Source organism: Pseudomonas sp. ZS1P83 (genome assembly GCF_054897825.1).
Genome location: NZ_CM142706.1, coordinates 69,149 through 94,756 on the forward strand (window position 1 = coordinate 69,149; position 25,608 = coordinate 94,756).

Genomic DNA, 25,608 nt, shown 5'->3' on the forward strand with positions numbered 1-25,608 from the left:
CCTGAATGCGCGTAGCAAAAGGATTGTTGGGTCTGCTGTTGGCGATGCCGCTGCTGGCCTCGGCCGAGGAGATTGGTCAGGTGTCGACGGTGTTCAAGTTCGTCGGCCCGAACGACCGTATCGTCGTTGAAGCGTTTGATGATCCAAAGGTCGAGGGCGTGACCTGCTACCTGTCGCGAGCCAAGACTGGCGGCGTGAAGGGTGGTTTGGGGCTGGCTGAAGATCGTGCTGAAGCGTCTATCGCTTGCCGTCAGGTCGGGCCGATCAGCTTCAAAGGCGAGTTGAAGGATGGCGAGGAGGTGTTCAAAGAGCGCACTTCGTTGGTGTTCAAGACCATGCAGGTGGTGCGATTCCTCGACAAGAAGCGCAATACGCTGGTGTACCTGGTCTACAGCGATCGGGTGATCGAAGGCAGTCCGCAGAATGCGGTGACGGCGATTCCAATTTTGCCGTGGGCGCACGCTCAGTAATTTGAGGAAGATCAAAATAGGGGAGGGGCCTGGCCCTTCCCATTTTTTTTGTGCTGCGTTTACTCAAATCGCAGGCAATAAAAAACCGACCCTGGGGTCGGTTTTTCAACAAGCTTATCGCTTATGCGGCAACAGCAAGGTTCAGAGCCTTGACGTGACCGTTCAGGCGGCTCTTATGACGAGCAGCCTTGTTCTTGTGGATGATGCCTTTATCGGCCATACGGTCGATAACTGGCACGGCCAGAACGTAAGCAGCTTGAGCTTTTTCAGCGTCTTTTGCGTCAATGGCTTTAACTACATTCTTGATGTAGGTACGAACCATGGAACGCAGGCTGGCGTTGTGGCTGCGACGCTTCTCAGCCTGTTTTGCACGTTTTTTGGCGGAAGGTGTGTTGGCCACCGTCGAGCTCCTCGAAAGACTTTTTAGGAAATAGCAAACAAAATAGGCCGCGAATCATGCCGATGAGTTGATGTCTTGTCAAGGGCGGTTGAGACGTTCCGCTAAGTGGTAGGTATAAAGAGGCGGGATATTTATTTCCGGCGCTTGACCTGTAAACTCGCGAGCTTTGGCTCTGTGCTGCTGCGGCGCGGAGTATCGCATAAGTAGGCGCTTTGTTCGCCTGCTGTTTATCGACAGGCACAAACTCTTTCAATGAATCTGCTCAAATCGTTGGCCGCCGTCAGCTCTATCACGATGCTTTCCCGGATTCTGGGGTTCGTACGTGACACCCTTATCGCACGTACATTTGGCGCGGGGATGGCGACCGACGCCTTCTTTATCGCCTTCAAACTGCCAAATCTGCTGCGGCGGATCTTCGCCGAGGGAGCCTTTTCCCAGGCGTTCGTGCCGATTCTTGCTGAATACAAAAGCCAGAAGGGTGAGGAGGCGACGCGAACCTTCATTGCCTACGTATCGGGCCTGCTGACGCTGGTGCTGGCGTTGGTCACCGCTTTGGGCATGATCGCCGCGCCGTGGGTCATCTGGGCGACCGCGCCAGGTTTCACCGATACGCCGGAAAAATTCGAGCTGACGGCCAGCCTGTTGCGCGTGACCTTTCCTTATATATTGCTGATCTCCCTGTCTTCATTGGCCGGGGCGATCCTCAATACGTATAACCGTTTCTCGGTGCCGGCCTTCGTGCCGACCCTGCTCAATGTCAGCATGATCATCTTTTCGGTGTTCCTGACACCGTATTTCGATCCGCCGGTCATGGCGCTGGGCTGGGCAGTACTGGTGGGCGGTCTGGCGCAATTGCTCTATCAGCTGCCGCACCTGAAGAAGATCGGCCTGCTGGTGTTGCCACGACTGAACCTGCGTGACAGCGGCGTGTGGCGGGTCATGAAGCAAATGCTTCCGGCGATTCTCGGCGTGTCCGTGAGCCAGATTTCGCTGATCATCAATACCATTTTTGCCTCGTTCCTGGTCGCCGGTTCCGTGTCCTGGATGTACTACGCCGACCGTTTGATGGAGTTGCCCTCCGGTGTTCTGGGTGTGGCGCTGGGTACGATTCTCCTGCCGACCCTGGCCAAGACTTACGCCAGCAAGGATCGCCAGGAATATTCGCGGATCCTCGATTGGGGCCTGCGTCTGTGTTTCGTGCTGGTGTTGCCGTGCTCACTGGCGCTGGGAATTCTCGCTGAGCCATTGACCGTTTCGCTGTTCCAGTACGGCCAGTTCGGCGCGTTTGACGCCTCCATGACTCAACGGGCGCTGATCGCTTATTCGGTGGGTTTGCTCGGGATTATCGTGATCAAAGTGCTGGCGCCGGGCTTTTATGCGCAACAAAACATCCGCACGCCGGTAAAAATCGCGATTTTCACCCTGATCGTTACCCAATTGTTCAACCTGGTATTGATCGGCCCGCTGGCCCACGCCGGTCTGGCACTGGCCATCAGCATCGGTGCGTGCATTAACGCCAGCCTGCTGTTCTATCAACTGCGCAAGCAGCAGATGTATCAGCCGCAACCGGGCTGGGCGAAGTTCGCTGCCAAACTAGTGATCGCGGTGTTGGTGATGTCTGTTGTGCTACTGGTCGGAATGCACTTCATGCCGCCGTGGGATCAGGGCCATATGCTTGAACGGTTCCTGCGTCTGGGCGCACTGGTTGCTGCTGGCGTGGTCGCTTATTTCGGCATGTTGCTGTTGATGGGCTTCCGTTTGCGCGACTTCAATCGCAAGACATTGAGCTGAGGTCCTTGCCTTGATAAACACGGGCGAATCGACGGTTTTGTCGGCTCGATCACTTTGGGTTACGGTGTTGCCTGTCGTCGGCCGCCGGGTGTGGTTATAATCGACCACTTTATGAGCAAGAAGCGCGTTATGCAGCTGGTTCGAGGCCTCCACAACCTGCGCCCCCAGCATCGGGGCTGTGTCGCCACTATTGGCAACTTTGACGGTGTTCACCGTGGCCACCAGGCTATCCTGGCGAGGCTCCGTGAGCGTGCGCTCGAGTTGGGCGTGCCCAGCTGCGTGGTGATATTTGAGCCGCAGCCGCGAGAATTCTTCGCCCCTGACACGGCACCGGCCCGTCTGGCCCGGCTACGGGACAAACTGCAGCTGCTGGCTGAGGAAGGTGTCGACCGGGTCCTGTGTCTGGCCTTCAACCAGCGCCTGAGCAAGCTCAGCGCCAGCGAATTCGTCGACACCATTCTGGTGGACGGCCTCGGGGTTCAGCATCTGGAGGTCGGTGACGACTTCCGTTTCGGTTGTGACCGGGTAGGGGATTTCGATTTCCTGCAACAGGCTGGCGTCCTTCAGGGTTTTACCGTGGAAGCGGCGCAGACCGTGGAACTGGACGGTATTCGCGTCAGCAGCACTCAGGTCCGCAATGCCCTGGCCGCTGCCGATTTTGCGCTTGCTGAACGGCTGCTTGGTCGTCCGTTCCGGATTGCCGGGCGAGTCCTGCATGGTCAGAAGCTGGCGCGCCAATTGGGTACGCCTACGGCCAACATACAACTCAAGCGTCGTCGCGTGCCGCTGACCGGGGTTTACCTGGTCAACGTCGACATCGACGGCAAGACCTGGCCAGGCGTCGCCAATATCGGCGTGCGGCCAACGGTCCAAGGTGATGGCAAAGCCCACCTCGAAGTGCATCTTTTAGATTTTGCCGGCGATCTGTATGACCGGCGTTTGACGGTGGTTTTCCACCACAAGCTGCGTGAAGAGCAGCGTTTCGCCTCTCTGGAGGCGCTTAAGACGGCGATCAATGCGGATGTTGCCGCCGCCCGTGCCCTGTCGCACCTAGCGCCAATCGCTAATGAAGAGCCTTAAATGACCGACTATAAAGCCACGCTAAACCTTCCGGACACCGCCTTCCCAATGAAGGCCGGCCTGCCTCAGCGCGAACCGCAGATTCTGCAGCGCTGGGACAGCATTGGCCTGTACGGTAAGTTGCGCGAAATTGGCAAGGATCGTCCGAAGTTCGTTCTGCACGACGGTCCTCCGTACGCCAACGGCACGATTCACATCGGTCATGCGCTGAACAAGATTCTCAAGGACATGATCATCCGCTCGAAAACCCTGTCGGGTTTCGATGCGCCTTATGTTCCGGGCTGGGACTGCCACGGTCTGCCGATCGAGCACAAAGTCGAAGTGACCCACGGCAAGAATCTGGGCGCGGACAAGACCCGCGAACTGTGCCGTGCCTATGCCACTGAGCAGATCGAAGGCCAGAAGTCCGAATTCATCCGTCTGGGCGTGTTGGGCGACTTTGCCAACCCGTACAAGACCATGGACTTCAAAAACGAGGCCGGTGAAATCCGCGCTCTGGCTGAAATCGTCAAGGGCGGTTTTGTGTTCAAGGGCCTGAAGCCGGTGAACTGGTGCTTCGACTGCGGTTCGGCCCTGGCTGAAGCGGAAGTCGAGTACGAGAACAAAAAGTCCTCGACCATCGACGTGGCCTTCCCGATTGCCGACGAAGCCAAGCTGGCTGCCGCTTTCGGTCTGCCGTCGCTGGGCAAACCTGCTTCGATCGTGATCTGGACCACCACCCCGTGGACCATTCCGGCTAACCAGGCGCTGAACGTTCACCCGGAATTCAACTATGCCCTGGTCGACGTCGGCGACAAACTGCTGGTGCTGGCTGAAGAACTGGTCGAGTCGTGCCTGGCCCGTTACAGCCTGGAAGGCTCGGTCATCGCGACCACCACCGGTAAAGAGCTGGAACTGATCAACTTCCGTCACCCGTTCTACGACCGTCTGTCGCCGGTATACCTGGCCGAGTACGTTGAGCTGGGCGCTGGCACCGGCGTGGTTCACTCCGCACCGGCCTATGGCGTGGACGACTTCGTGACCTGCAAGAAATACGGCATGGTCAACGACGACATCCTCAGTCCGGTACAGAGCAACGGCGTCTACGCGACGTCGCTGGAGTTCTTCGGCGGCCAGTTCATCTGGAAGGCCAATCCGGCCATCGTCGACAAGCTGTCGGAAATCGGCGCGTTGCTGCACACCGAAACCATCGAACATAGTTACATGCACTGCTGGCGTCACAAGACTCCGCTGATCTACCGCGCCACCGCGCAGTGGTTCATCGGCATGGACAAAGAACCAGTGACCGGCGACACCCTGCGCAAGCGCGCGATCAAAGCCATCGAAGAGACCAAGTTCGTTCCGGCCTGGGGCCAGGCACGCCTGCACTCGATGATTGCCAACCGTCCGGACTGGTGCATCTCCCGTCAGCGCAACTGGGGCGTGCCGATCCCGTTCTTTCTGAACAAGGAAAGCGGCGAGCTGCACCCACGTACCGCCGAGCTGATGGAAGAAGTCGCCAAGCGCGTCGAAGTCGAAGGCATCGAAGCCTGGTTCAAAATGGACGCCGCCGAGTTGCTCGGTGACGAAGCGCCGCAGTACGACAAGATCAGCGACACCCTGGACGTCTGGTTCGATTCGGGCACCACGCACTGGCATGTCCTGCGCGGTTCGCACCCGATGGGCCACGAGACCGGCCCGCGTGCCGACTTGTACCTGGAGGGTTCGGACCAACACCGTGGCTGGTTCCACTCGTCGCTGCTGACCGGTTGCGCCATCGACAATCACGCGCCGTACCGCGAGCTGCTGACTCACGGCTTCACCGTCGACGAGTCCGGTCGCAAGATGTCCAAGTCCTTGGGCAACGTGATCGCGCCACAAAAGGTCAACGACACGCTGGGCGCCGACATCATGCGTCTGTGGGTCGCTTCCACCGATTACTCGGGTGAAATGGCGGTTTCCGAGCAGATCCTGCAACGCAGTGCGGACGCCTACCGGCGTATCCGTAACACCGCGCGCTTCCTGCTCTCGAACCTGACCGGCTTCAACCCGGCCACCGACATCCTGCCGGCCGAAGAAATGCTGGCGCTGGACCGTTGGGCCGTGGACCGCACCCTGCTGCTGCAACGCGAGTTGCAAGAGCACTACGGTGAGTACCGTTTCTGGAACGTCTACTCCAAGATCCACAACTTCTGCGTGCAGGAGCTGGGCGGTTTCTACCTGGACATCATCAAGGACCGTCAGTACACCACTGGCGCCAACAGCAAGGCCCGCCGTTCGGCGCAAACCGCGCTGTACCACATCAGCGAAGCGCTGGTGCGCTGGATCGCGCCGATCCTGGCGTTCACCGCCGACGAACTGTGGGAATACCTGCCGGGCGAGCGTAACGAATCCGTGATGCTCAACACCTGGTACGAAGGCCTGACCGAGCTGCCGGAAGGCGTCGAACTGGACCGCGCCTACTGGGAGCGGATCATGGCGGTGAAGGTCGCGGTCAACAAGGAAATGGAAATCCAGCGCGCGGCCAAGGCCGTCGGTGGCAACCTGCAAGCCGAAGTGACGCTGTTCGCCGAAGAGGCGCTGAGCGCCGACCTGGCCAAGCTGAGCAACGAACTGCGTTTCGTTCTGATCACTTCGACCGCCAGCGTTGCGCCGTTCGTACAGGCCCCGGCCGATGCCGTAGTCACCGAAGTCAGCGGCCTGAAGTTGAAGATCGTCAAATCGGCCTTCGCCAAGTGCGCACGTTGCTGGCACTGCCGTGAAGACGTTGGCGTGAACCCGGAGCATCCGGAAATCTGCGGTCGTTGCGTCGACAACATCAGCGGCGCGGGCGAGGTTCGTCATTATGCCTAATGCGGCTGGCCGTTTCGGACGGCTGAGCTGGCTTTGGTTGAGCCTGCTGGTCCTGGTCATTGACCAGGCCAGCAAGTTCTACTTTGAAGGCAAGCTCGAGATGTACCAGCAAATCGTGGTGATCCCCGATTTGTTCAGCTGGACCCTGGCCTACAACACCGGCGCGGCGTTCAGCTTCCTGGCCGACAGCTCCGGCTGGCAGCGCTGGCTGTTTGCACTGATCGCGGTCGTGGTCAGTGCGGTGCTGGTGGTCTGGCTTAAACGCCTGGGCCGCAACGAAACCTGGTTGGCCATCGCCCTGGCGCTGGTGCTGGGTGGCGCGCTGGGCAATCTGTATGACCGCATTGCCCTGGGCCATGTGATCGATTTCATTCTGGTGCATTGGCAGAACCGCTGGTATTTCCCGGCGTTCAACTTTGCCGACAGTGCAATTAGTGTCGGTGCCGTGATGCTTGCGCTGGATATGTTCAAAAGTAAAAAGACTGGAGAAGCCGTTCATGACTGAACAGGTATTGGCTGAGCAACGCATCCGCCAGAACACGGAAGTCACCTTGCACTTTGCACTGCGCCTGGAGAACGGCGACACCGTCGACAGCACCTTCGACAAAGCCCCGGCGACTTTCAAGGTCGGCGACGGCAACCTGTTGCCAGGTTTCGAAGCAGCGCTGTTCGGCTTCAAGGCTGGCGACAAGCGTACGCTGACGATTCAGCCGGAAAACGCTTTTGGCCAACCCAACCCGCAGAACGTACAGATCATCCCGCGCTCGCAGTTCAAAGACATGGAACTGTCGCCTGGCTTGCTGGTGATCTTTAACGATGCGGCCAATACTGAGTTGCCCGGTGTAGTGAAGGAATTTGATGACGAGCAAGTGACCATCGACTTCAACCACCCGTTGGCCGGCAAGACATTGACCTTTGACGTCGAGATCATCAACGTCAAATCGTTGTAACTGACTGAATAGGGTCCAAAGTAGGAGCAGAGCTTGCTCGCGAAAGCGGTAGATCAGTCAACATTGATATTGACTGTGATTACGCCTTCGCGGGCAAGCCTCGCTCCTACAGGGTTGTAACGATCTAACTTCTTGCGCGCAAGACACGAGGCACAGCATGCAAATCAAACTCGCCAACCCCCGTGGCTTCTGCGCCGGTGTGGACCGGGCGATCGAAATCGTCAATCGTGCACTGGAGGTCTTCGGGCCGCCGATCTACGTGCGCCACGAAGTGGTCCACAACAAATTCGTCGTCGAAGACCTGCGTGCTCGTGGAGCGATCTTCGTCGAAGAACTGGATCAGGTGCCAGACGACGTCATCGTGATCTTCAGTGCCCACGGCGTTTCCCAGGCGGTGCGTACCGAAGCCGCTGGTCGTGGTCTGAAAGTGTTCGACGCTACCTGTCCGTTGGTGACCAAGGTGCACATCGAAGTGGCGCGCTACAGCCGCGACGGCCGTGAATGCATCCTGATCGGCCACGCCGGTCATCCGGAAGTCGAAGGCACCATGGGCCAGTACGATGGCAGCAACGGTGGCGCGATCTATCTGGTCGAAGACGAGAAAGACGTCGCCGCGTTGCAGGTGAACAACCCTGAAAAACTGGCGTTCGTGACCCAGACCACCCTGTCCATGGACGATACCAGTCGCGTCATCGACGCACTGCGTACGCGCTTCCCGGCGATCGGTGGCCCGCGCAAGGACGACATCTGCTACGCCACGCAAAACCGTCAGGACGCGGTCAAGCAACTGGCCGACGAATGCGACGTGGTGTTGGTGGTCGGCAGCCCGAACAGCTCCAACTCCAATCGCTTGCGTGAGCTGGCCGAGCGCATGGCCACCCCGGCCTACCTGATCGACGGTGCCGAAGACCTGCAAAAGAGCTGGTTCGAGGGTGTCGAGCGAATCGGCATCACCGCTGGCGCCTCCGCGCCAGAAGTTCTGGTGCGTGGCGTGATCCAGCAGTTGCAGGCGTGGGGCGCTACCGGTGCCGATGAACTGGCCGGTCGCGAGGAGAACATCACCTTCTCCATGCCTAAAGAGTTGCGCGTGCGCTCCCTGCTTTAACGCCTTTGCCCCCAGGGCATAGCGCCTGCTCAGCCTTATGGCTGCGCAGGCTGACTCGGCCCGTAGCGGCCAGCACCACCTGAAGCTGAGTGAGCGGTTCGCGGGCTGCGCAAATGTGCAATGTCCCTGCTTGAAAGGCCCGTCCGGGCATCTGTGGCTCGCCAATACTGTTGAAACGTATGTATCGCCTGACCGGCCAATTGCCGATAATCGGTACCCGAGCGCCAATCGCGCGCTCAACCAGCAGCGGATTGCTGTTGTCCTCTGCCCCTTTACCACTGATATCCAGAATGATCCGCCAGCCCTGACTCCAGTCGCCGTTGATGCCGTGGATCACGACGCTCTGGTTATGTGTGATGGCAACGGTTCTGGCGTTGCGTATACCGCCGATAAGCAACTGCGCCGCCTGCTCGCGATGGTTCGATTCAGTCAGTGCTGCGGACGCCGGACTGACAAGTTGCAGAACAATTCCGACAATTGTCAGTCCCATGAGCAGTTCGATCAGGCTGAAACCTCGCTGATGCATGTCATCTCCCTCCCTGGAGTGCTGCGGCCCGCGCGATCCCTGCGCGAGTATTGGCAAAACAACCGAACATCTGCCGGTCGAATGTTCTAGCGTGTAGAAGCAGGTATAGCCGACGGCAACGGAGGGCACCGATGGATCATCGTACAAAAGGTTTCACGCTGATCGAGTTGCTGGTCGCGCTCGCAGTATTTCTGGTCCTGATCACTCTGGCCGTACCGGCATTTACCCGTTCGGTGCAAATCACCAAGGCCGACACCGAAATCGGCGATCTGCAACGAGGTCTGAATTTCGCCCGGCTCGAGGCGATCGATCGGGGTGTCACTACCCGGGTTCGCCCAACGGCGGAAGACGGTGCCTGGACCGGGGATCTATCGGTCTATGACGGTACTGGCAAATTGGCCAAAGTATTGCGGGTTGTTCCAGCGATGAGCAGCGGGGCGACTCTGACGCTAACCTCAGGAGTGACCGCCATCGATTTCAACAATCTGGGTGGTTTGTCGGCACCGTCCACGTCGGTAGTGATCAGCTATGTACTGGGGGCGCAAAGCAGGACGCTGAATGTATGTTTGAACGGACGAATTCTATTGGGTGGAAGTTGCGGATGAGGGGATGGAGCAAGCGTGCACAGGAGGGCATGACGCTGATCGAAGTCTTGGTTGCGTTGTTGATTCTGGGTGTTGGGCTGTTGGGGGCGGCGGCGATTCAGCTCAATGCGCTGAAGTACACTGACAGCTCGCGGATGACCAGCCAGGCCAGTTTTATCGCCTACGACATGATGGACCGCATTCGCGCCAACTCCGGCGCCGACTACACCGTCACGCCACCGACCTCGGGCAACGTGAGCGTCGCCCGGGATCAGGACCTCTACGACTTCACGACCAACATCGTCAATTTCGGCGGCGCCACGGCTACTGGCAGCGTTATGCTCAATCAGCGGGTGTACACCATCACCATCACCTGGGATGACTCACGGGCTGTCAATACCGCCGATTCGCGTCGCAGCTTTGTGCTGACCAGTCGCGCCGCCGTCGATCCGGTGGCGACGCCATGAACCGGCTCAATCGAGGTTTCGGCCTGATCGAAATGCTGATCGCCCTGGCGTTGAGCCTGGTCGTGGTGCTCGGTGTGGCGCAGATTTTCATTGCGGCCAAGAACACCTACGTCAGCCAAAACGCGTCGGCCAACATGCAGGAAGATGCTCGATTTGTGCTGAGCAAAATGATTCAGGAAATTCGCATGGTGGGGATGTTTGGTTGTCTGGGAACGATCACTGACGTAAGCGCCGGGGGGAGTTTCAATGCCAGCCAGGTAACGCCGATCAGTTGGGACAATGCCAATCTCAAGCTGACCTTGGTGACCGCCGATGTGGGAGCGGGTGGCGGTACGCCGACCTGGACGGTGGTCTCCGATTGTCGAAACACGGCGACGGCTTATTCAAATTTGCAGGTTCCTGCATCGGGACAGTTGGCGTTTCCGATTCGGCGACTGGTTTACAGCCTTAAGAACAATCAGCTGACGATGGGAAGCGGCACCACGCCTACCCAAGCGGTGCTGGTCGACAACGTCAGTGCCTTCGACGTGAGCTTCGGTCTTGCTGGTTCGGCTACCGATGCGTCCGCTTCCAGCTACAGCAGCAATCCGTCGGACCCTGCTCGAATCCGCAGCGTACGCCTGACGTTGACTCTCACCGACCCGAACAACCGGGTACGCAATCAAACCTTTAACGTGGTTGCCGCTCTGCGCAACCGCTTGCCATGAGGGGAGGGCCGATGAGTATTTCTTTCGAGCCCCCTCACTCCCAGCGCGGCATGGCGCTGTTGGTCAGCCTGGTGTTCCTTCTGTTGCTGACACTGATCGGCCTTTCATCGATGCAAAACGCCACCCTGCAGGAAAAAATGGCCGGCAGCGTGATCCTGCGCAACCAGTCGTTCCAGGGCGCGGAGGCGGCGTTGCGCATTGGCGAAAGCGCGGTGCAACTGGACACCTATTCATTGCCGGTTTGCAGCGGTACCAGCCAATGCGCGCCGCCGGCCGAAGCGTCGGTCCTCACCGCCGCGGGGTTCAATTCCACCTCGGGGGTGACCTGGATCGCCTCCGGCAACGGCTTTTATGGGGTGCAGAACATTGGCACCACCCTGACGGCCGTGAACGTGCCGAGCAACACGTCGGCAACGCTGTACCGGGTGACCGCTGTGGGTATCGTAGGCAGCTCGCGCAGTGTGGTGGAGAGTATCTATGCGAAGTACTGAGGCCCGCACAGGCTGGCGCCGTTGGTTATTTCAGCTGTTCTGCGGCGCGGCGTTGAGCCTTTATCTGGCCGCGCCGACTTACGCCTTCACGCCCTCGGATTCGCCGCTGTTGAGCGCCGCCGCTGTCGCACCCAATGTGATGCTGTTGCTCGACGACTCGGGGAGTATGAACAACATTATCTGGGCGGCAGGCTTCGACCCGACGGTCGCACGCCCCACAGTGACTATTTGCCTCTCGAATGGTTCGTGCTCGAAAGGCCGCGAGCTTGATATGACCGATACCAATATTGCTTTGTCGAGTTTGACTCGAGGAAAATGTTCGAAAGGATGGTACGGCTTTTATAACAACAGCTCTTCCGGTCCGGATTCGCTTTGCCTCAAACTTCCCGATCCGGTGGGGAGCGAGGACACGCGGTATACGGCAAATTACTTGTCCTATCTGATAAGTCTGGCCAACAATTCAGATCGGGATTTCACTGATGGCTCGATCCCCAATGATTACCGGATAAACGTGGCGCGCAACGTTTCCAAGATGTTGGTGGCCGGCAACCGCGCGCTGCGCATCGGCCTGTCGACGTTCAATCTGGCGGTCGGCAACCACAAGAATGACGGCGGTTACATTGCCCGTTCGGTCAGTGATATGTCAGCGGTCAGCGGCACCGTGACCCAGGCTCAGGCCAATACCAACTACAACGCACTGATCGACGCGATCGATGAACTGAGCGCGGAAGCCAATACACCGCTGGCAGAAGCCTATTACGAAATCACCCGCTATTTCCGTGGCATGGCGCCATACAACAACTCGACGCCCACCACCTACACCAGTCCGATTCAGTACCGTTGCCAGAAAAATTACGGGGTGGTGATTACCGATGGTCTGCCGACCTACGACCGAACCTTTCCGACCAACGATCCGCTGGGTGGCAGTCGGTTACCGAACTGGGACGGGATCAGCAATAACGATGGCGACAACCTCTCCGGCGACGATGAGGGCGACACCCTGTACCTGGATGACATCGCCAAGTTCGCCTTCGACATCGACATGCGCTCCACAGGGACAGATGCCGCGGGTAAAAGCTGGAACGAGGTGGATTTTCCCAAGCAGAACATGAACACCTACACCGTGGGTTTTGCCGTCGCTAACCAGATGTTGTTGGATGCGGCGACCTACGGACAGGGCCGGTACTACCAGGCGAGCGATAGCGCGGAACTCATCAGTGCACTGGCTGCAGCCTTGAGCGACCTCACCGCCAAGGCCGGCTCAGGTGGCAGCGGCGTTACCAGCGGCACCACTCTCGCCAGCAACTCAACCTATTTCCAGACCACCTACGACCCCAAGGACTGGCGGGGCACCATCAAATCCCTTGGCTTCACATCGGCGGGCGCGGTTAACATGGCCGCGGTGCTATGGACGACCGATACCACTATCGTGCCCGGTGCTACTGCGCCGACCTACCAGTCCTGGAACACCCTGACCAACGCCGCTGTCACTCTGGCCTACGGCAATTTTTCCCCGACCCAGCAAATTTCCCTCAGCCTGAACTTGCCCATCGGGATCACGGGCAGCGATCTGGTGGAGTGGAGCAAGGGCACCAACAAAACCGGGTTGAAAGCGCGTAGCGTGTTGCTCGGCGACATTGTCAATTCGCCACTCGTGCTGGCCGCGCCCACGGACCAAACCGCGTCCGATCTGGTGGGGGATACTACCTACAGCACCTACCTGGCCACCAAAGCCGCCAACATGAATGCCAGCCTGGTGGTGAACGCCAACGACGGTTTTGTGAACGTCGTCAACTCGGCCAACGGTGTCAGGCGTTATGCCTACATGCCTTCCAGTGTGTTGCCTTCGCTGCGTTTGATCGCCGACACCAATTACATCAACGGCGTCAGCCACAAATTTCTGGTTGACGGTCAGGTCGCGGTATTCGATGCGCAACTCAACAGCGCCTGGAAGACCCTGGCATTGGGTGGAACAGGGGCGGGGGGCAGGACCTTCTACGCGTTGCAGTTGTTCGACGCCTCGGCCGGTAACGTGACCAAGGCGTTGTGGGAGATCAGCGCACCGTCCACAGCAAATACGGCGAACGTTTTCAATGATCTGGGTTATGCCTACGCACGACCGGAAGTGGCACGCTTGGCGGATGGTCGTTGGGCGGCGTTCATTTCCAACGGCTATGGCAGCAGTTCAGGCGTGGCGGCGTTGTATGTGGTGGATCTGCGGGATGGATCATTGATCAAGAAAATCGTCGTTGACAGCACGGAGACCACCAACGGTCTGTCCTCGGTGAAACTCAAGGTCAACTCGCAGAACGTGGTGCAAGCTGCTTATGGCGGAGACTTGAAAGGACGACTATGGAAGTTTGATTTGAGCGCCACCACCACGGACACCTGGGGCGTGGCGTTTTCCGGCAAGCCGTTGTTCACGGCACCGGGTGGTGCGACACAACCGATCACCGCGCAGCCGTTGCTTGCGGACAATTCCCTGGGTGGAAAAGTGGTATTTTTCGGCACCGGCAAATTCAACGAAACCGTCGACAAAACCAACAAGGATCTGCAGGCGTTCTATGCAGTGTGGGATGCGGAAGGTGGCTCCGGGCAAATCACAACGTCCAGTTTGCAGGCCCAAGCGGTGACCGGTGTGTTCTCGGGCAGCAGCGGACAATTCATCACCACCAGCCAGAATGAGGTGACCTATCCGGCAAAGAAGGGCTGGTATCTGCCATTGGTTTACAACAACGTATTGACCGGTGAGCGGGTGATCAATCAGGCCAATCTGGTGTTCGGACGGATCGTGTTTACCACGGCCAGCGTGGACACCACCGATCCTTGCGCCAGTTCCGGTACCGGCAAACTGGTCGAGTTGGATGCATTCAGCGGTAAGATGCTCAACTACGCGGTGCTCGACACCAATGGCGACGGGCTGGTCGACATCAAGGATTCGATTTCCAGCGGGGTGATTTTCACCGGTGGTATTCCGACGCTCAACGCGATCGTCAACAATGCGTCCCGCAAGATCGTGAGCGACTCCGGTGGCGGCGTGAACTCGCTGGTGGAAAAGCCCGGCGGTGGTGTCAACCGTCGCATCATGTGGCGACAAATACAGTAAGTGAGAGTTGAGGCATGCGCAGATCCAACCGAGGTTTTACCCTGATCGAAATCATGATCGTGATTGCGATCATCGGGATCGTCATAACCATTGGCTACCCAAGCCTCACCGAGTATGTGAAAAAGGGCCGACGCACTGAAGTCGCCGGGCTGCTCTCCGAGCAGGCGCAGATCCTTGAACGCTACTATTCGAAGAATAATGTCTACACCAATGCCACCGGCCTGAGCGCCGGCAATGACTTTTACACCATCACCCCGACCCTGACCGATCAGACCTTCCTGCTGACGGCGGTGCGCAAGGCCGGCAAGGCCATGGCAGCTGACAAATGCGGTGATTTCACCATCACCAACACTGGCGTGAGAAGCATGGTCAATGCGACGGCCGCGACCAAGGAGTGCTGGGGTCGCTGAGTTTCTTTTTCGGGCGCCTTTTGTGCCCTCTGTCTATTTAACGGTTGGATCAGAACATGACCAGGCAACAGCAAGTGGTGATTGTCGGCGGCGGTGTGATTGGCCTCCTGACAGCGTTCAATCTCGCGTCCGAAGTGCAAAGCGTTGTGCTGCTGGATCGCTCGAGCGTTGGTCAGGAATCGTCCTGGGCTGGCGGCGGTATTGTTTCGCCGCTCTACCCGTGGCGCTACAGCCCGGCGGTCACCGCGTTGGCGCATTGGTCCCAGGATTTTTATCCACAGCTGGGTGAGCGACTGTTTGCAGACACCGGTGTCGATCCTGAAGTGCATACCACCGGGTTGTATTGGCTGGACCTGGACGATGAGGCCGAGGCGCTGGCCTGGGCCGAGCGGGAAAACCGTCCGTTGCGGGCTGTGGATATCTCGGCGACTCATGACGCGGTGCCGGTATTGGGCGCGGGTTTTTCCCGGGCGATCTACATGGCCGATGTGGCCAATGTGCGCAATCCGCGGCTGGTGAAGTCCCTCAAGGCGGCGTTACTTGCACTGCCGAACGTGACGATTCATGAGCAGTGCGAAGTCAGCGGCTTTATCTGTGAAGGCGCTTCGGTGGTCGGGGTGCAGACCTCCGCGGGTGCTATTCACGGCGACCAGGTGGTTTTGACCGCGGGTGCCTGGAGCGGTGATTTACTTAAAATCCTGGGCCTGGACCTGCCGGTCGAGCCGGTGAAAGGGCAGATGATTCTCTATAAATGCGCCGCGGATTTCCTGCCTAGCATGATCCTGGCCAAGGGGCGTTACGCGATTCCTCGGCGCGATGGGCACATTCTGATCGGCAGTACACTGGAGCATGAAGGCTTCGACAAGACGCCGACCGAATCTGCCCTGGAGAGCCTGAAGGCGTCGGCGGTGGAGTTGATTCCTGCACTGGCGGATGCCGAAATCGTGGGGCACTGGGCCGGGTTGCGACCGGGCTCGCCGGAAGGCATTCCCTACATCGGTCGGGTGCCGGGGTTCGAAGGGCTTTGGCTCAACTGCGGGCATTACCGTAACGGCTTGGTGCTGGCGCCGGCGTCGTGTCAGTTGTTTGCGGATGTGATGTTGGGACGTGAGCCGATCATTGATCCGGCACCGTATGCGCCGGTTGGGCGTATTTAACCGTTAGATATTGATTGCTTGCCCTATCGCCATCGCGAGCAAGCTCGCTCCCACAGTTGATCCGCGGTGTGTTCAGATTATGTGCACACCACTAAACCCTGTGGGAGCGAGCTTGCTCGCGATGGGGCCCTCAATCCAATCCAAGTTTTTTGAGCCTGTAGCGCATCGACCTGAATGAAAGGCTCAACCGCTGAGCCGCCGCCGTGCGGTTCCAGCGAGTTTCTTCCAGGGCCTGGAGGATCAGTTTGCGTTCGACGTTTTCCAGGTAGTCTTCCAGATTGTCGATCTGCGTCAGGTCCGGCACACCACCTTCCGGGTTGCAGTTGCCTTCGGCCAGTCGCAGGTCACTGGCTTCGATCTGCTTGTTTTCGCACAAGGTGTGAGCCCGTTCGAGCATGTTCTCCAGTTCCCGCACGTTGCCGGGGAAGCGATAACTTTTCAGCGCGTCGAGGGCATCCGGGTGGAGTTTTGCGGCGGGTTGGCCGGTGCTGATGGCCAGGCGTTTGAGCACATGGCTGGCGAGCGATTCGATGTCGTCACGGCGTTCGCGCAAGGGCGGCACCCGTAGTTCAATCACGTTCAACCGGTAGTACAAATCCTGGCGAAAGCGTTCGGCGGCGACTTCGCCGTCGAGGTCTTTGTGGGTGGCGCAAAGGATGCGTACATCGACCACGGTTTCCTGCTGATCGCCGACACCGCGAACGGCTTTTTCCTGTATTGCCCGTAGCAGTTTGACCTGCATCGCCAGCGGCAAATCAGCCACTTCGTCGAGGAACAGGGTGCCGCCATGGGCGGCCTGGAACAGTCCGGGTTTGTCTTCGATAGCACCGCTGAAGCTGCCTTTGCGATGGCCGAAAAATTCGCTCTCCATCAATTCAGACGGAATCGCTCCGCAGTTGATAGGGATAAACGGTTGGCGGGCCCGCGGTCCTTGCTCGTGGATCAGTCGCGCGACCAATTCCTTACCGCTGCCGGATTCGCCGCTGATGTACACCGGCGCCTGGCTGCGGGCCAGTTTGTCGATGTGTTTGCGCAGGGCACGCATGGGCAGTGAGTCACCCAGCAGCCGGCGATCGATGGCGGTGCCGGTGCCGCCTGACGCAGGCAAACGCAGCGCGCTACTGACCAGCTCCCGAAGGCGGGTGAGGTCCACCGGTTTTGTCAGGAAGTCGAAGGCGCCAGCCTTGAGGGCGTTGATCGCCGTTTCCAAGCTGCCATACGCGGTGATCATTGCCACCGGTACTTGTGGGTAGCGTTGCTGGATGTATTGCACCAGCTCAAGGCCGGTGCCGTCCGGCAGGCGCATGTCGGTCAGGCACAGGTCGAACGTCTCCCGCGTCAGCAGGGCCTGGGCTTCGCCGAGGTTGCGGGCACTGAAGGTGTCGAGTTTCATCCGTCCCAGGGTGATTTCCAGGAGTTCGCGGATATCCGGTTCGTCGTCGACGATCAGGACTTTTTGCTGTGGGCTCATGTTCAACCTTGTTTCCGTCCGTGAGCAAAGGTGATGCGAAAGCAGCCGCCGCCTTGGTGTGGTTTGAAGTCTAGGCGGGCCTGGTTGCTTTCGCACAGCTCACGGGACAGATAAAGCCCTAGGCCGGTGCCTTGGGTGCTTGTCGTGAAGAACGGTTCGAACAAGTGCACTTGATGCTCCGGTGTCACGCCGGGGCCATTGTCCAAGACCTCGAGGATCGGCAGTTGACTATCCGGATCGACAAACAACTCGAGCCAGACCTGCGCCGGGTCGTGATTCAAGGCGCTATGGCGCCAGGCGTTGCGCAACAGATTGTCGAGAATCTGGGTCAGCTGATTGGGGTCCATCAGGGTTTTGAAGTCTCCTGAGCCGATGCGCAGATGAATCTGCTGATGTTCGGACGCCCCCTCGCGGGTTTCGTTGACGAACTGTTCCAGCCACGACTTCAGATCGAGCCGTTGCGCCACGGTTTGCTGGCGGCGGGACAGTTGCAGAACGTTTTCGATTACCCGATTCATTCGTTGAGAGTGGTTTTGAATAATCTGTGTCAGACGTCGATCCGCGCTGTTCAGTTCCTCTGATTCTTGTAAAAGCTGCGCGGCATGACTAATGGCGCCCAGTGGATTGCGGATTTCATGGGCGATACCGGCGGTCAGGTGACCGAGGGCGGCCAACTTCAGTTGTTGGGCCTGTTGGGCGATTTGCGCGAGGTCTTCGAGAAAGACCAGGGTCTGGTGGTGTGGGCTTTGGTCCAGGGCAATGAAGCTCGGTTGCAACTCCAGGCCACTGCTGGCGACTTTCAAGCTCTGGGGGCGCAGCGTCGGGTTGTTGAGCCACAGTTGCAGGCGTTCGACCAGGGCGGGTGAGTAGTCGTCGATCAGCTGGCCTTCAAGACTTTCCCTGCCTAACAGGTTCAAGGCGCTGTGGTTGGCCAATTGAACCCGCCGCTGGTCGTCGAGTACCAGGATTCCGGTACGCATGCGTTGCAGGATCAGTGCGTTGAGGGCTTCGAGACCGACGACTTCGCTGGCCCGTCGTTCGGCCAGGGTTTCGCTGACTTCCAGGCGTCGGATCAGCCCTTGCACCAGCAATGCCGCAGCAAAACACAGGGCGCCAAGCGTGCCGGCTTGCAAGTAATCATTGGGGGTAGCGGGATGGCTGAAACTCAGGAGGAAGCTCAGCCCCACGATACCGAGCGCGCCGACGGCGGCAATCAACAGGCCGATGCGCCCTCGCAACAAGGTGTTGCTGATGGCTACCGATACGATCAGCAGGTTGCCGATGGTGCTGGCCACACCGCCAGCGGCGTAGAACAGACCGCACAGCAGCAGGACGTCGGTCAGCGCCAGGCTGAACAGTTGCGCCGGGCGTCGGGTGTTCTCGAGGAACACCACCAGCAGGATATTCAGCACCAGGTATAACCAACTGCCACTGCGCAGCAGGTTGTCATTGGCGAACGTCAGCAGCTGGTTGTCCATGTTGCTGGCGATCAACAGCACCAGGGTGATGCCGACGCTCAAACGGTAAAGATGATAGAGGCGCAGCAGTCGCAGGGCCTGTTTGCTGCCGGGACTGGACGTCTCAGCGATCACTGGAGCCCGGGCCTTGCTCAAGGTGAGCCTGGCTGCAATACCACTGTTGTTGAAGGTTCAGCGCGCGGTCCCGGGGCAGGTGTACGCCGCAATGGGCGCAGCGGACCATAGGGGCCGCTTCCAGCTCGGCAGGGGACTTGGGATTTGTAGACGATCCCTTGAACTTGCGCCAGAACCATACTGCAGCGGCAATCAGGGCGATCCAGAACAGTAAACGAAGCATGATGAGCTGCTATTTGACGAGTGATTAGCCAGTTTAGCCAAGGACATGACCAGCGCACAGCGTAATAATCGAGCCCATAAAAAAGGAGCCTCGAAAGGCTCCTTTTTGTACCACCCGACGTGTCAGTCAAACACGCCGAAGGTCATGTGGCTGAACCACGAGCGGTCGCTGTTGTTGGCTTCGGACTTATGTTCTTCTTCGATCACGTCGCCATTTTCGTCTTTAGGCTTGAGATCGCTCGGAATCGCGTCCTTGGCGTCCTGGAACTGCTTCTGCACGTCCTGGTTGGCGCGGGTTTCGCCCGGCGGCAGCGGTGGACGGGATTCGATCAGGCCCAGGGTCGCCTTGCTCAACCACGAACGGTTGTCGGCTTCGGCCACCGATGGCACGAACTGACCGTCCACCAGGCTTGGGTGTTTCGGGTAGTTGAGTTTCAGGGTTTCGAGGCTGGTGTTGGCCAGATCATCCAGGTGCAGACGCTGGTAGGCCTCTGTCATCACCGCCAGGCCGTCACCGACCGAAGGGGTTTCCTGGAAGTTTTCCACTACGTAACGACCACGATTCGCGGCGGCGACATAGGCCTGACGGGTCAGGTAGTAGTCGGCAACGTGAATCTCGTAGGCCGCCAGCAGGTTGCGCAGGTAGATCATGCGCTGCTTGGCGTCCGGCGAGTAGCGGCTGTTGGGGAAGCGGCTGGTCAACTGGGCGAACTCGTTGTAGGAGTCGCGAGCGGCACCCGGGTCACGCTTGGTCATGTCCAACGGCAGGAAGCGCGACAGCAGACCGACGTCCTGGTCGAAAGAAGTCAGGCCCTTGAGGTAATACGCGTAATCCACGTTCGGGTGCTGCGGGTGCAGGCGAATGAAGCGCTCGGCGGCGGACTTGGCAGCTTCAGGCTCGGTGTTCTTGTAGTTGGCGTAGATGAGCTCGAGTTGAGCCTGATCGGCGTAGCGACCGAATGGATAACGCGACTCCAGGGCCTTCAGCTTGGCTGTGGCGCTGGTGTAGCTGTTGTTGTCCAAGTCGGTCTGAGCCTGCTGGTACAGCTCGACTTCGCTAAGGTTTTCGTCAACGACTTCCTTCGATGAGCAAGCAGCGGTCAATGCGAGGATGGCGATCAGCAGCAGGTGTTTCACTTGCATGGCGGCTTGCGTCCCTATGACGGCCGCTGTCTTGGGCGGGGCCGTCCTGTTATGATGAGCGCCCCGTTGAATAGCCTCGGGGCAAAAGACGCCGTATTTAACCACAAGCGCGCAGCCGAAACCAAAGGCTGTGCCGACGCCTAGTCCGAGCATGTCCGATAAAATTGAACTTCGCGCAGAGGTGCCGTCCGAATTGGGCGGCCAACGCCTCGATCAAGTCGCCGCACAATTATTCGCTGAGCACTCGCGCTCGCGCCTTTCCGCCTGGATCAAAGATGGCCGCCTGACTGTGGATGGGGCGGTTATCCGCCCGCGAGACATCGTTCATGGTGGCGCCATTCTTGAGCTCATTGCCGAGCAGGAAGCTCAGGGTGAATGGATCGCTCAAGACATCGAACTGGACATCGTCTATGAAGATGACGACATCCTGGTGATCAACAAACCCGCGGGTCTGGTGGTGCATCCTGCCGCCGGTCACGCCGATGGCACCTTGCTCAATGCCTTGCTGCACCACGTGCCGGACATCATCAATGTGCCCCGCGCCGGTATCGTGCACCGCCTGGACAAGGACACCACCGGTCTGATGGTGGTGGCCAAGACCATTCAGGCGCAGACACAGCTTGTCACGCAATTGCAGAGCCGTAGCGTCAGCCGGATCTACGAATGCATCGTGATCGGTGTGGTGACTGCCGGCGGCAAGATCAACGCGCCGATTGGTCGTCACGGTCAGCAACGCCAGCGCATGGCTGTGATGGAAGGTGGCAAGCAAGCCGTCAGTCATTACCGCGTGCTCGAGCGTTTCCGCTCCCACACTCACGTGCGGGTGAAGCTGGAAACCGGGCGTACGCACCAGATTCGTGTGCACATGGCTCACATCAACTTCCCGTTGGTCGGAGATCCTGCCTACGGCGGTCGTTTCCGCATTCCGCCGGCAGCCAGTGTGACCATGATCGAATCGCTGAAGGCGTTCCCGCGTCAGGCACTGCATGCGCGGTTCCTGGAGCTGGATCACCCGACGACCGGTAAGCGGATGAGCTGGGAATCGCCACTTCCGGACGATTTCGTCTGGTTGCTGACGCTGCTCAAGCAAGATCGCGAGGCGTTCATCGGATGAGTGACTGGCTGATTCCTGACTGGCCCGCGCCGACCAGGGTGAAAGCCTGCGTTACCACCCGAGCGGGCGGCGTCAGTCTGGCGCCGTTCGACAGCCTCAACCTCGGCGATCACGTCGACGACAGCCCTGAAGCCGTTGCCGAAAACCGCCGTCGCCTCACCGATCATTGCTCTATTCAACCGGCCTGGTTACAGCAGGTTCACGGCATCGTCGTGGCCCACGCAGACCCAAGCCAGGTGGCCACTGCCGATGCCAGCTGGACGGCAACGCTCGGTATCGCCTGCGCGGCGATGACCGCTGATTGCCTGCCGGCGTTGTTTTGCGACCGTGCTGGCACTCGCGTTGCGGCGGCCCATGCCGGTTGGCGAGGGTTGGCGGCGGGTGTGCTGGAAGCGACGCTCGACGCGCTGGCCGTGCCACCGGAAGACGTGCTGGTCTGGCTCGGTCCAGCCATTGGTCCGCAAGCCTTTGAAGTCGGCCCGGAAGTGCGCGAAACCTTCGTCGAGCAATTGCCCGAAGCCGCTAACGCCTTTGTGCCGAGTCAGAATGCTGGCAAATTCATGGCTGACATCTACGAGCTGGCGCGTTTACGGCTGGCCGCTCGTGGTGTCACTGCTGTCTATGGTGGCGGCTTCTGCACCGTGACCGATCCACGCTTCTTTTCTTACCGTCGCAGCCCACGTACCGGTCGGTTTGCCTCCCTTGTATGGCTCGAACGCTAAACTTCGCTGATCTACATCAACTGCTTGACGCTTGAATCTTCCAGAATCGACCGCATCTATAGCGGTATCTGGCAGGTTTCTTCATTCGGGATGTTTCATCGGTCCGGCCTGCTCAAAAGGAAGGTGACCCATGCGTATAGACCGTTTAACCAGCAAATTGCAGTTAGCTCTATCCGACGCCCAATCTCTGGCCGTCGGCCTTGACCATCCCGGCATTGAGCCCGCGCACTTGATGCAGGCCATGCTTGAACAGCAGGGTGGTTCGATCAAACCCCTGCTGATGCAGGTGGGCTTCGATGTCAACAGCCTGCGTAAAGAGCTGACCAAAGAGCTCGACCAGCTACCCAAAATCCAGAACCCGACCGGCGACGTCAACATGTCGCAGGACTTGGCGCGCCTGCTCAACCAGGCCGATCGCCTGGCCCAGCAGAAGGGCGACCAGTTTATCTCCAGCGAACTGGTGCTGCTCGCCGCGATGGACGAGAACAGCAAGCTCGGCAAATTGTTGCTCGGCCAGGGCGTCAGCAAGAAAGCCCTGGAAAATGCAATCAACAACCTGCGCGGTGGTGAGGCCGTCAATGACGCCAACCACGAAGAGTCGCGCCAGGCACTGGATAAGTACACCGTCGACCTGACCAAGCGTGCCGAAGAAGGCAAGCTCGATCCCGTGATCGGCCGTGACGACGAAATTCGTCGGACCATTCAGGTCCTGCAGCGCCGTACCAAGAACAACCCGGTGTTGATCGGTGAACCTGGCGTCGGTAAAACCGCCATCGCTGAAGGCCTGGCCCAGCGCATCATCAACGGTGAAGTGCCGGATGGACTGAAAGGCAAACGCCTGTTGTCCCTGGACATGGGTTCGTTGATTGCCGGTGCCAAGTACCGTGGCGAGTTCGAAGAGCGCCTCAAATCCCTGCTTAACGAGCTGTCGAAGCAGGAAGGCCAGATCATTCTGTTCATCGACGAACTGCACACCATGGTCGGCGCCGGTAAGGGCGAAGGCTCGATGGATGCTGGCAACATGCTCAAACCGGCGTTGGCTCGCGGTGAGCTGCACTGCGTCGGTGCAACCACGCTCAACGAGTACCGCCAATATATAGAGAAGGACGCCGCCCTCGAACGGCGCTTCCAGAAAGTCTTGGTGGACGAGCCGAGCGAGGAAGACACTATCGCGATCCTGCGTGGCCTGAAAGAGCGCTACGAGGTTCACCACAAAGTGGCAATCACCGACGGCGCAATCATTGCCGCGGCGAAACTCAGCCATCGTTACATTACTGACCGTCAGCTGCCGGACAAGGCCATCGACCTGATCGACGAAGCGGCCAGCCGCATCCGCATGGAGATCGACTCCAAACCGGAAGTTTTGGATCGCCTTGAGCGCCGCCTGATTCAGTTGAAGGTGGAATCCCAGGCGCTGAAGAAAGAAAGCGACGAAGCGGCCATAAAACGTCTGGAAAAACTCCAGGAAGAAATCGTCCGCCTCGAGCGTGAGTATTCGGACCTGGAAGAAATCTGGAACGCGGAAAAAGCCGAAGTTCAGGGTTCTGCGCAGATCCAGCAGAAAATCGAACAGTCCCGTCAGGAACTGGAAGCGGCCCGCCGCAAAGGCGACTTGAACCGCATGGCCGAGCTGCAGTACGGGATCATCCCGGACCTGGAGCGCAGCCTGCAAATGGTCGACCAGCACGGCAAAACTGAAAACCAGTTACTGCGCAGCAAGGTGACCGAAGAAGAAATCGCCGAAGTGGTGTCCAAGTGGACCGGCATTCCGGTGTCGAAAATGCTCGAAGGCGAGCGCGACAAACTGATGAAGATGGAAAGCTTGTTGCACCAACGTGTGATCGGCCAGGACGAAGCGGTGATCGCGGTCTCCAACGCGGTGCGGCGTTCTCGTGCGGGGTTGTCCGATCCGAATCGCCCGAGCGGTTCGTTCATGTTCCTCGGCCCGACCGGTGTCGGTAAAACCGAGTTGTGCAAGGCACTGGCCGAGTTCCTCTTTGATACTGAAGAGGCGATGGTGCGGATCGACATGTCCGAGTTCATGGAGAAGCATTCCGTGGCCCGACTGATCGGCGCGCCACCAGGCTACGTAGGCTATGAAGAGGGCGGTTACCTGACCGAGGCGGTGCGTCGCAAGCCTTATTCGGTCATCCTCCTGGACGAGGTCGAGAAGGCCCACCCGGACGTCTTCAATATCTTGCTGCAAGTGCTGGAAGATGGCCGACTGACCGACAGTCATGGCCGCACGGTGGATTTCAAAAATACCGTGATCGTCATGACCTCCAACCTGGGTTCGGTACAAATCCAGGAACTGGTCGGTGATCGTGAGGCGCAACGTGCGGCGGTGATGGATGCGATTTCCACGCACTTCCGACCGGAGTTCATCAATCGGGTCGACGAAGTGGTGATCTTCGAACCGTTGGCTCGGGATCAGATCGCGGGCATTACCGAGATCCAGTTGGGTCGCCTGCGCAGTCGCCTGACCGAGCGCGAGCTGAAGCTTGATCTGAGCCCTGAGGCGATGGATAAGCTGATCGCGGTGGGTTACGACCCGGTTTACGGCGCACGGCCGCTCAAACGAGCGATCCAGCGCTGGATCGAGAACCCGCTGGCGCAGCTGATTCTGTCGGGCCGTTTCATGCCCGGCGACACCGCAAAAGGTGTCGTGGAAAACGACGAAATCGTATTCGTCTGATCCAGAGCGGTAGCAGAACTGACGAGGCCTCGCATTGCGAGGCCTTTTTTTCGCCAGGCTGTTGAACTGAAAGGAAAAGGCTTGTAAAGTGCGCCCCGCAGTAAGTCGCCCTGAAGGGTTTCTGCTCCCCAAGCAGGAATCTGAAATAAGTTGCAAATCATTAACTTGAAAGCAATTTAGGGGGTTGACAGAGGTGCTTAAGATTGTAGAATAGCGCGCCTCAGACACACGAACGCAGCGATGCGAACGGGTCGAAGAGTTGAAGCAAGCTGCACAGTTGTAAATTGAAATATGTAGTTCCGTGATAGCTCAGTCGGTAGAGCAAATGACTGTTAATCATTGGGTCCCAGGTTCGAGTCCTGGTCACGGAGCCAATTTCAAGCCGGGGTATAGCGCAGTCCGGTAGCGCGCCTGCTTTGGGAGCAGGATGTCAGGAGTTCGAATCCCCTTACCCCGACCATTTTTGGGTCGTTAGCTCAGTTGGTAGAGCAGTTGGCTTTTAACCAATTGGTCGTAGGTTCGAATCCCACACGACCCACCATTTTTGAAACCAGTTAACGCTGGGATCAGATC

General features: G+C 58.7%; 23 protein-coding genes and 3 tRNA genes. 20 read left to right on the top strand and 6 right to left on the bottom strand.

Features of this window, described 5'->3' with window-relative positions:
• The first annotated feature begins 5 nt into the window (after positions 1-5).
• The gene (locus tag ACYZT0_RS00355; RefSeq protein ID WP_462044167.1) at positions 6-470 is read left to right on the top strand and encodes a CreA family protein; all 465 of its coding nucleotides are present in this window, start codon (positions 6-8) and stop codon (positions 468-470) included.
• 121 nt (positions 471-591) lie between these two features.
• On the opposite strand, the gene rpsT is transcribed toward ACYZT0_RS00355, so the two are convergent.
• Positions 592-870 carry a 30S ribosomal protein S20 gene (rpsT, locus tag ACYZT0_RS00360; RefSeq protein WP_008154937.1) on the bottom strand — a complete coding sequence of 93 codons (279 nt, stop codon included), beginning with the start codon at positions 868-870 and terminating at the stop codon, positions 592-594.
• 252 nt (positions 871-1,122) lie between these two features.
• On the opposite strand from rpsT, the gene murJ reads away from it, so the two are divergent.
• The 6 genes from murJ (at position 1,123) to ispH (ending at position 8,628) form a co-directional block, all read left to right on the top strand.
• Positions 1,123-2,661, top strand: a complete 1,539-nt coding sequence (murJ, locus tag ACYZT0_RS00365) for a murein biosynthesis integral membrane protein MurJ (RefSeq protein ID WP_462044168.1) — start codon at positions 1,123-1,125, stop codon at positions 2,659-2,661.
• A gap of 129 nt (positions 2,662-2,790) precedes the next feature.
• A complete protein-coding gene (gene ribF / locus ACYZT0_RS00370) occupies positions 2,791-3,741 on the top strand; it encodes a bifunctional riboflavin kinase/FAD synthetase (protein WP_056742826.1) in 951 nt (316 codons plus the stop codon).
• On the top strand, positions 3,742-6,573 hold the full coding sequence (ileS, locus tag ACYZT0_RS00375) for an isoleucine--tRNA ligase (protein WP_462044169.1): 2,832 nt from the start codon (positions 3,742-3,744) through the stop codon (positions 6,571-6,573). It abuts the gene before it with no gap.
• Positions 6,566-7,078 carry a signal peptidase II gene (gene lspA / locus ACYZT0_RS00380; RefSeq protein ID WP_462044170.1) on the top strand — a complete coding sequence of 171 codons (513 nt, stop codon included), beginning with the start codon at positions 6,566-6,568 and terminating at the stop codon, positions 7,076-7,078. The genes ileS and lspA overlap by 8 nt, the downstream gene beginning before the upstream one ends.
• A 7-nt stretch (positions 7,079-7,085) precedes the next feature.
• Positions 7,086-7,523 carry an FKBP-type peptidyl-prolyl cis-trans isomerase gene (gene fkpB / locus ACYZT0_RS00385; protein ID WP_177333623.1) on the top strand — a complete coding sequence of 146 codons (438 nt, stop codon included), beginning with the start codon at positions 7,086-7,088 and terminating at the stop codon, positions 7,521-7,523.
• A 157-nt stretch (positions 7,524-7,680) separates the two neighbouring features.
• Positions 7,681-8,628, top strand: coding sequence for a 4-hydroxy-3-methylbut-2-enyl diphosphate reductase (gene ispH, locus ACYZT0_RS00390; protein ID WP_348124531.1), 948 nt, complete (start codon positions 7,681-7,683; stop codon positions 8,626-8,628).
• Here the strand turns inward: ispH and ACYZT0_RS00395 are convergent.
• Positions 8,597-9,154 (bottom strand): GspH/FimT family pseudopilin, encoded by a 558-nt coding sequence (locus ACYZT0_RS00395; protein WP_462044171.1) that lies wholly within the window; start codon positions 9,152-9,154, stop codon positions 8,597-8,599. The two genes, ispH and ACYZT0_RS00395, sit on opposite strands and share 32 nt — an antisense overlap.
• Before the next feature lie 131 nt (positions 9,155-9,285).
• On the opposite strand from ACYZT0_RS00395, the gene ACYZT0_RS00400 reads away from it, so the two are divergent.
• From ACYZT0_RS00400 to thiO, 7 genes are read left to right on the top strand one after another with little or no spacing between them, the layout of a single operon-like run.
• Positions 9,286-9,759: a GspH/FimT family pseudopilin gene (locus tag ACYZT0_RS00400; protein WP_462044172.1), complete on the top strand. Its 474-nt coding sequence runs from the start codon at positions 9,286-9,288 to the stop codon at positions 9,757-9,759.
• Positions 9,756-10,205: a type IV pilus modification protein PilV gene (gene pilV, locus ACYZT0_RS00405; RefSeq protein WP_462044173.1), complete on the top strand. Its 450-nt coding sequence runs from the start codon at positions 9,756-9,758 to the stop codon at positions 10,203-10,205. The genes ACYZT0_RS00400 and pilV overlap by 4 nt, the downstream gene beginning before the upstream one ends.
• Positions 10,202-10,912, top strand: a complete 711-nt coding sequence (locus ACYZT0_RS00410) for a PilW family protein (RefSeq protein WP_462044174.1) — start codon at positions 10,202-10,204, stop codon at positions 10,910-10,912. The genes pilV and ACYZT0_RS00410 overlap by 4 nt, the downstream gene beginning before the upstream one ends.
• An 11-nt stretch (positions 10,913-10,923) precedes the next feature.
• Positions 10,924-11,403: a pilus assembly PilX family protein gene (locus ACYZT0_RS00415; RefSeq protein ID WP_462044175.1), complete on the top strand. Its 480-nt coding sequence runs from the start codon at positions 10,924-10,926 to the stop codon at positions 11,401-11,403.
• Positions 11,390-14,509 (top strand): pilus assembly protein, encoded by a 3,120-nt coding sequence (locus tag ACYZT0_RS00420; RefSeq protein WP_462044176.1) that lies wholly within the window; start codon positions 11,390-11,392, stop codon positions 14,507-14,509. The genes ACYZT0_RS00415 and ACYZT0_RS00420 overlap by 14 nt, the downstream gene beginning before the upstream one ends.
• A gap of 14 nt (positions 14,510-14,523) precedes the next feature.
• Positions 14,524-14,919, top strand: a complete 396-nt coding sequence (locus ACYZT0_RS00425; protein WP_462044177.1) for a type IV pilin protein — start codon at positions 14,524-14,526, stop codon at positions 14,917-14,919.
• A gap of 56 nt (positions 14,920-14,975) precedes the next feature.
• Positions 14,976-16,076 carry a glycine oxidase ThiO gene (thiO, locus tag ACYZT0_RS00430; RefSeq protein ID WP_462044178.1) on the top strand — a complete coding sequence of 367 codons (1,101 nt, stop codon included), beginning with the start codon at positions 14,976-14,978 and terminating at the stop codon, positions 16,074-16,076.
• 130 nt (positions 16,077-16,206) lie between these two features.
• Here thiO and ACYZT0_RS00435 read toward each other — a convergent pair whose 3' ends face one another.
• From ACYZT0_RS00435 to ACYZT0_RS00450, 4 genes are all read right to left on the bottom strand, one after another.
• Positions 16,207-17,547 (bottom strand): sigma-54-dependent transcriptional regulator, encoded by a 1,341-nt coding sequence (locus ACYZT0_RS00435; RefSeq protein ID WP_462044179.1) that lies wholly within the window; start codon positions 17,545-17,547, stop codon positions 16,207-16,209.
• A 2-nt stretch (positions 17,548-17,549) separates the two neighbouring features.
• Positions 17,550-19,139, bottom strand: coding sequence for a sensor histidine kinase (locus tag ACYZT0_RS00440; RefSeq protein ID WP_462044180.1), 1,590 nt, complete (start codon positions 19,137-19,139; stop codon positions 17,550-17,552).
• Positions 19,129-19,362, bottom strand: coding sequence for a PP0621 family protein (locus ACYZT0_RS00445; protein WP_462044181.1), 234 nt, complete (start codon positions 19,360-19,362; stop codon positions 19,129-19,131). The genes ACYZT0_RS00440 and ACYZT0_RS00445 overlap by 11 nt, the downstream gene beginning before the upstream one ends.
• 122 nt (positions 19,363-19,484) lie before the next feature.
• Complete coding sequence (locus ACYZT0_RS00450; protein ID WP_462044182.1) at positions 19,485-20,504, bottom strand: outer membrane protein assembly factor BamD; 1,020 nt, start codon at positions 20,502-20,504, stop codon at positions 19,485-19,487.
• A 151-nt stretch (positions 20,505-20,655) separates the two neighbouring features.
• On the opposite strand from ACYZT0_RS00450, the gene rluD reads away from it, so the two are divergent.
• The 6 genes from rluD (at position 20,656) to ACYZT0_RS00480 (ending at position 25,576) form a co-directional block, all read left to right on the top strand.
• Positions 20,656-21,618: a 23S rRNA pseudouridine(1911/1915/1917) synthase RluD gene (rluD, locus tag ACYZT0_RS00455; protein WP_462044183.1), complete on the top strand. Its 963-nt coding sequence runs from the start codon at positions 20,656-20,658 to the stop codon at positions 21,616-21,618.
• Positions 21,615-22,340 (top strand): peptidoglycan editing factor PgeF, encoded by a 726-nt coding sequence (gene pgeF, locus ACYZT0_RS00460; protein ID WP_462044184.1) that lies wholly within the window; start codon positions 21,615-21,617, stop codon positions 22,338-22,340. Before rluD ends, pgeF begins: the two co-directional genes overlap by 4 nt.
• A gap of 130 nt (positions 22,341-22,470) precedes the next feature.
• A complete protein-coding gene (clpB, locus tag ACYZT0_RS00465; RefSeq protein ID WP_095130594.1) occupies positions 22,471-25,035 on the top strand; it encodes an ATP-dependent chaperone ClpB in 2,565 nt (854 codons plus the stop codon).
• Between the two features lie 298 nt (positions 25,036-25,333).
• Positions 25,334-25,409: transfer RNA gene (locus ACYZT0_RS00470), tRNA-Asn, on the top strand.
• A 9-nt stretch (positions 25,410-25,418) separates the two neighbouring features.
• Positions 25,419-25,495: transfer RNA gene (locus tag ACYZT0_RS00475), tRNA-Pro, on the top strand.
• Between the two features lie 5 nt (positions 25,496-25,500).
• A tRNA-Lys gene (locus ACYZT0_RS00480) sits at positions 25,501-25,576 on the top strand.
• Positions 25,577-25,608 lie beyond the last annotated feature (32 nt).

What these genes read in the sequence shown, in the direction of transcription:
- ACYZT0_RS00355 (WP_462044167.1), top strand. Translation starts at nt 6, where the DNA reads ATGCGCGTAGCAAAAGGATTGTTGGGTCTGCTGTTGGCGATGCCGCTG.
- murJ (WP_462044168.1), top strand. Translation starts at nt 1,123, where the DNA reads ATGAATCTGCTCAAATCGTTGGCCGCCGTCAGCTCTATCACGATGCTT.
- ribF (WP_056742826.1), top strand. Translation starts at nt 2,791, where the DNA reads ATGCAGCTGGTTCGAGGCCTCCACAACCTGCGCCCCCAGCATCGGGGC.
- ileS (WP_462044169.1), top strand. Translation starts at nt 3,742, where the DNA reads ATGACCGACTATAAAGCCACGCTAAACCTTCCGGACACCGCCTTCCCA.
- lspA (WP_462044170.1), top strand. Translation starts at nt 6,566, where the DNA reads ATGCCTAATGCGGCTGGCCGTTTCGGACGGCTGAGCTGGCTTTGGTTG.
- ispH (WP_348124531.1), top strand. Translation starts at nt 7,681, where the DNA reads ATGCAAATCAAACTCGCCAACCCCCGTGGCTTCTGCGCCGGTGTGGAC.
- ACYZT0_RS00395 (WP_462044171.1), bottom strand. Translation starts at nt 9,154, where the DNA reads ATGCATCAGCGAGGTTTCAGCCTGATCGAACTGCTCATGGGACTGACA.
- ACYZT0_RS00400 (WP_462044172.1), top strand. Translation starts at nt 9,286, where the DNA reads ATGGATCATCGTACAAAAGGTTTCACGCTGATCGAGTTGCTGGTCGCG.
- pilV (WP_462044173.1), top strand. Translation starts at nt 9,756, where the DNA reads ATGAGGGGATGGAGCAAGCGTGCACAGGAGGGCATGACGCTGATCGAA.
- ACYZT0_RS00410 (WP_462044174.1), top strand. Translation starts at nt 10,202, where the DNA reads ATGAACCGGCTCAATCGAGGTTTCGGCCTGATCGAAATGCTGATCGCC.
- ACYZT0_RS00415 (WP_462044175.1), top strand. Translation starts at nt 10,924, where the DNA reads ATGAGTATTTCTTTCGAGCCCCCTCACTCCCAGCGCGGCATGGCGCTG.
- ACYZT0_RS00420 (WP_462044176.1), top strand. Translation starts at nt 11,390, where the DNA reads ATGCGAAGTACTGAGGCCCGCACAGGCTGGCGCCGTTGGTTATTTCAG.
- ACYZT0_RS00425 (WP_462044177.1), top strand. Translation starts at nt 14,524, where the DNA reads ATGCGCAGATCCAACCGAGGTTTTACCCTGATCGAAATCATGATCGTG.
- thiO (WP_462044178.1), top strand. Translation starts at nt 14,976, where the DNA reads ATGACCAGGCAACAGCAAGTGGTGATTGTCGGCGGCGGTGTGATTGGC.
- ACYZT0_RS00435 (WP_462044179.1), bottom strand. Translation starts at nt 17,547, where the DNA reads ATGAGCCCACAGCAAAAAGTCCTGATCGTCGACGACGAACCGGATATC.
- ACYZT0_RS00445 (WP_462044181.1), bottom strand. Translation starts at nt 19,362, where the DNA reads ATGCTTCGTTTACTGTTCTGGATCGCCCTGATTGCCGCTGCAGTATGG.
- ACYZT0_RS00450 (WP_462044182.1), bottom strand. Translation starts at nt 20,504, where the DNA reads ATGCAAGTGAAACACCTGCTGCTGATCGCCATCCTCGCATTGACCGCT.
- rluD (WP_462044183.1), top strand. Translation starts at nt 20,656, where the DNA reads ATGTCCGATAAAATTGAACTTCGCGCAGAGGTGCCGTCCGAATTGGGC.
- pgeF (WP_462044184.1), top strand. Translation starts at nt 21,615, where the DNA reads ATGAGTGACTGGCTGATTCCTGACTGGCCCGCGCCGACCAGGGTGAAA.
- clpB (WP_095130594.1), top strand. Translation starts at nt 22,471, where the DNA reads ATGCGTATAGACCGTTTAACCAGCAAATTGCAGTTAGCTCTATCCGAC.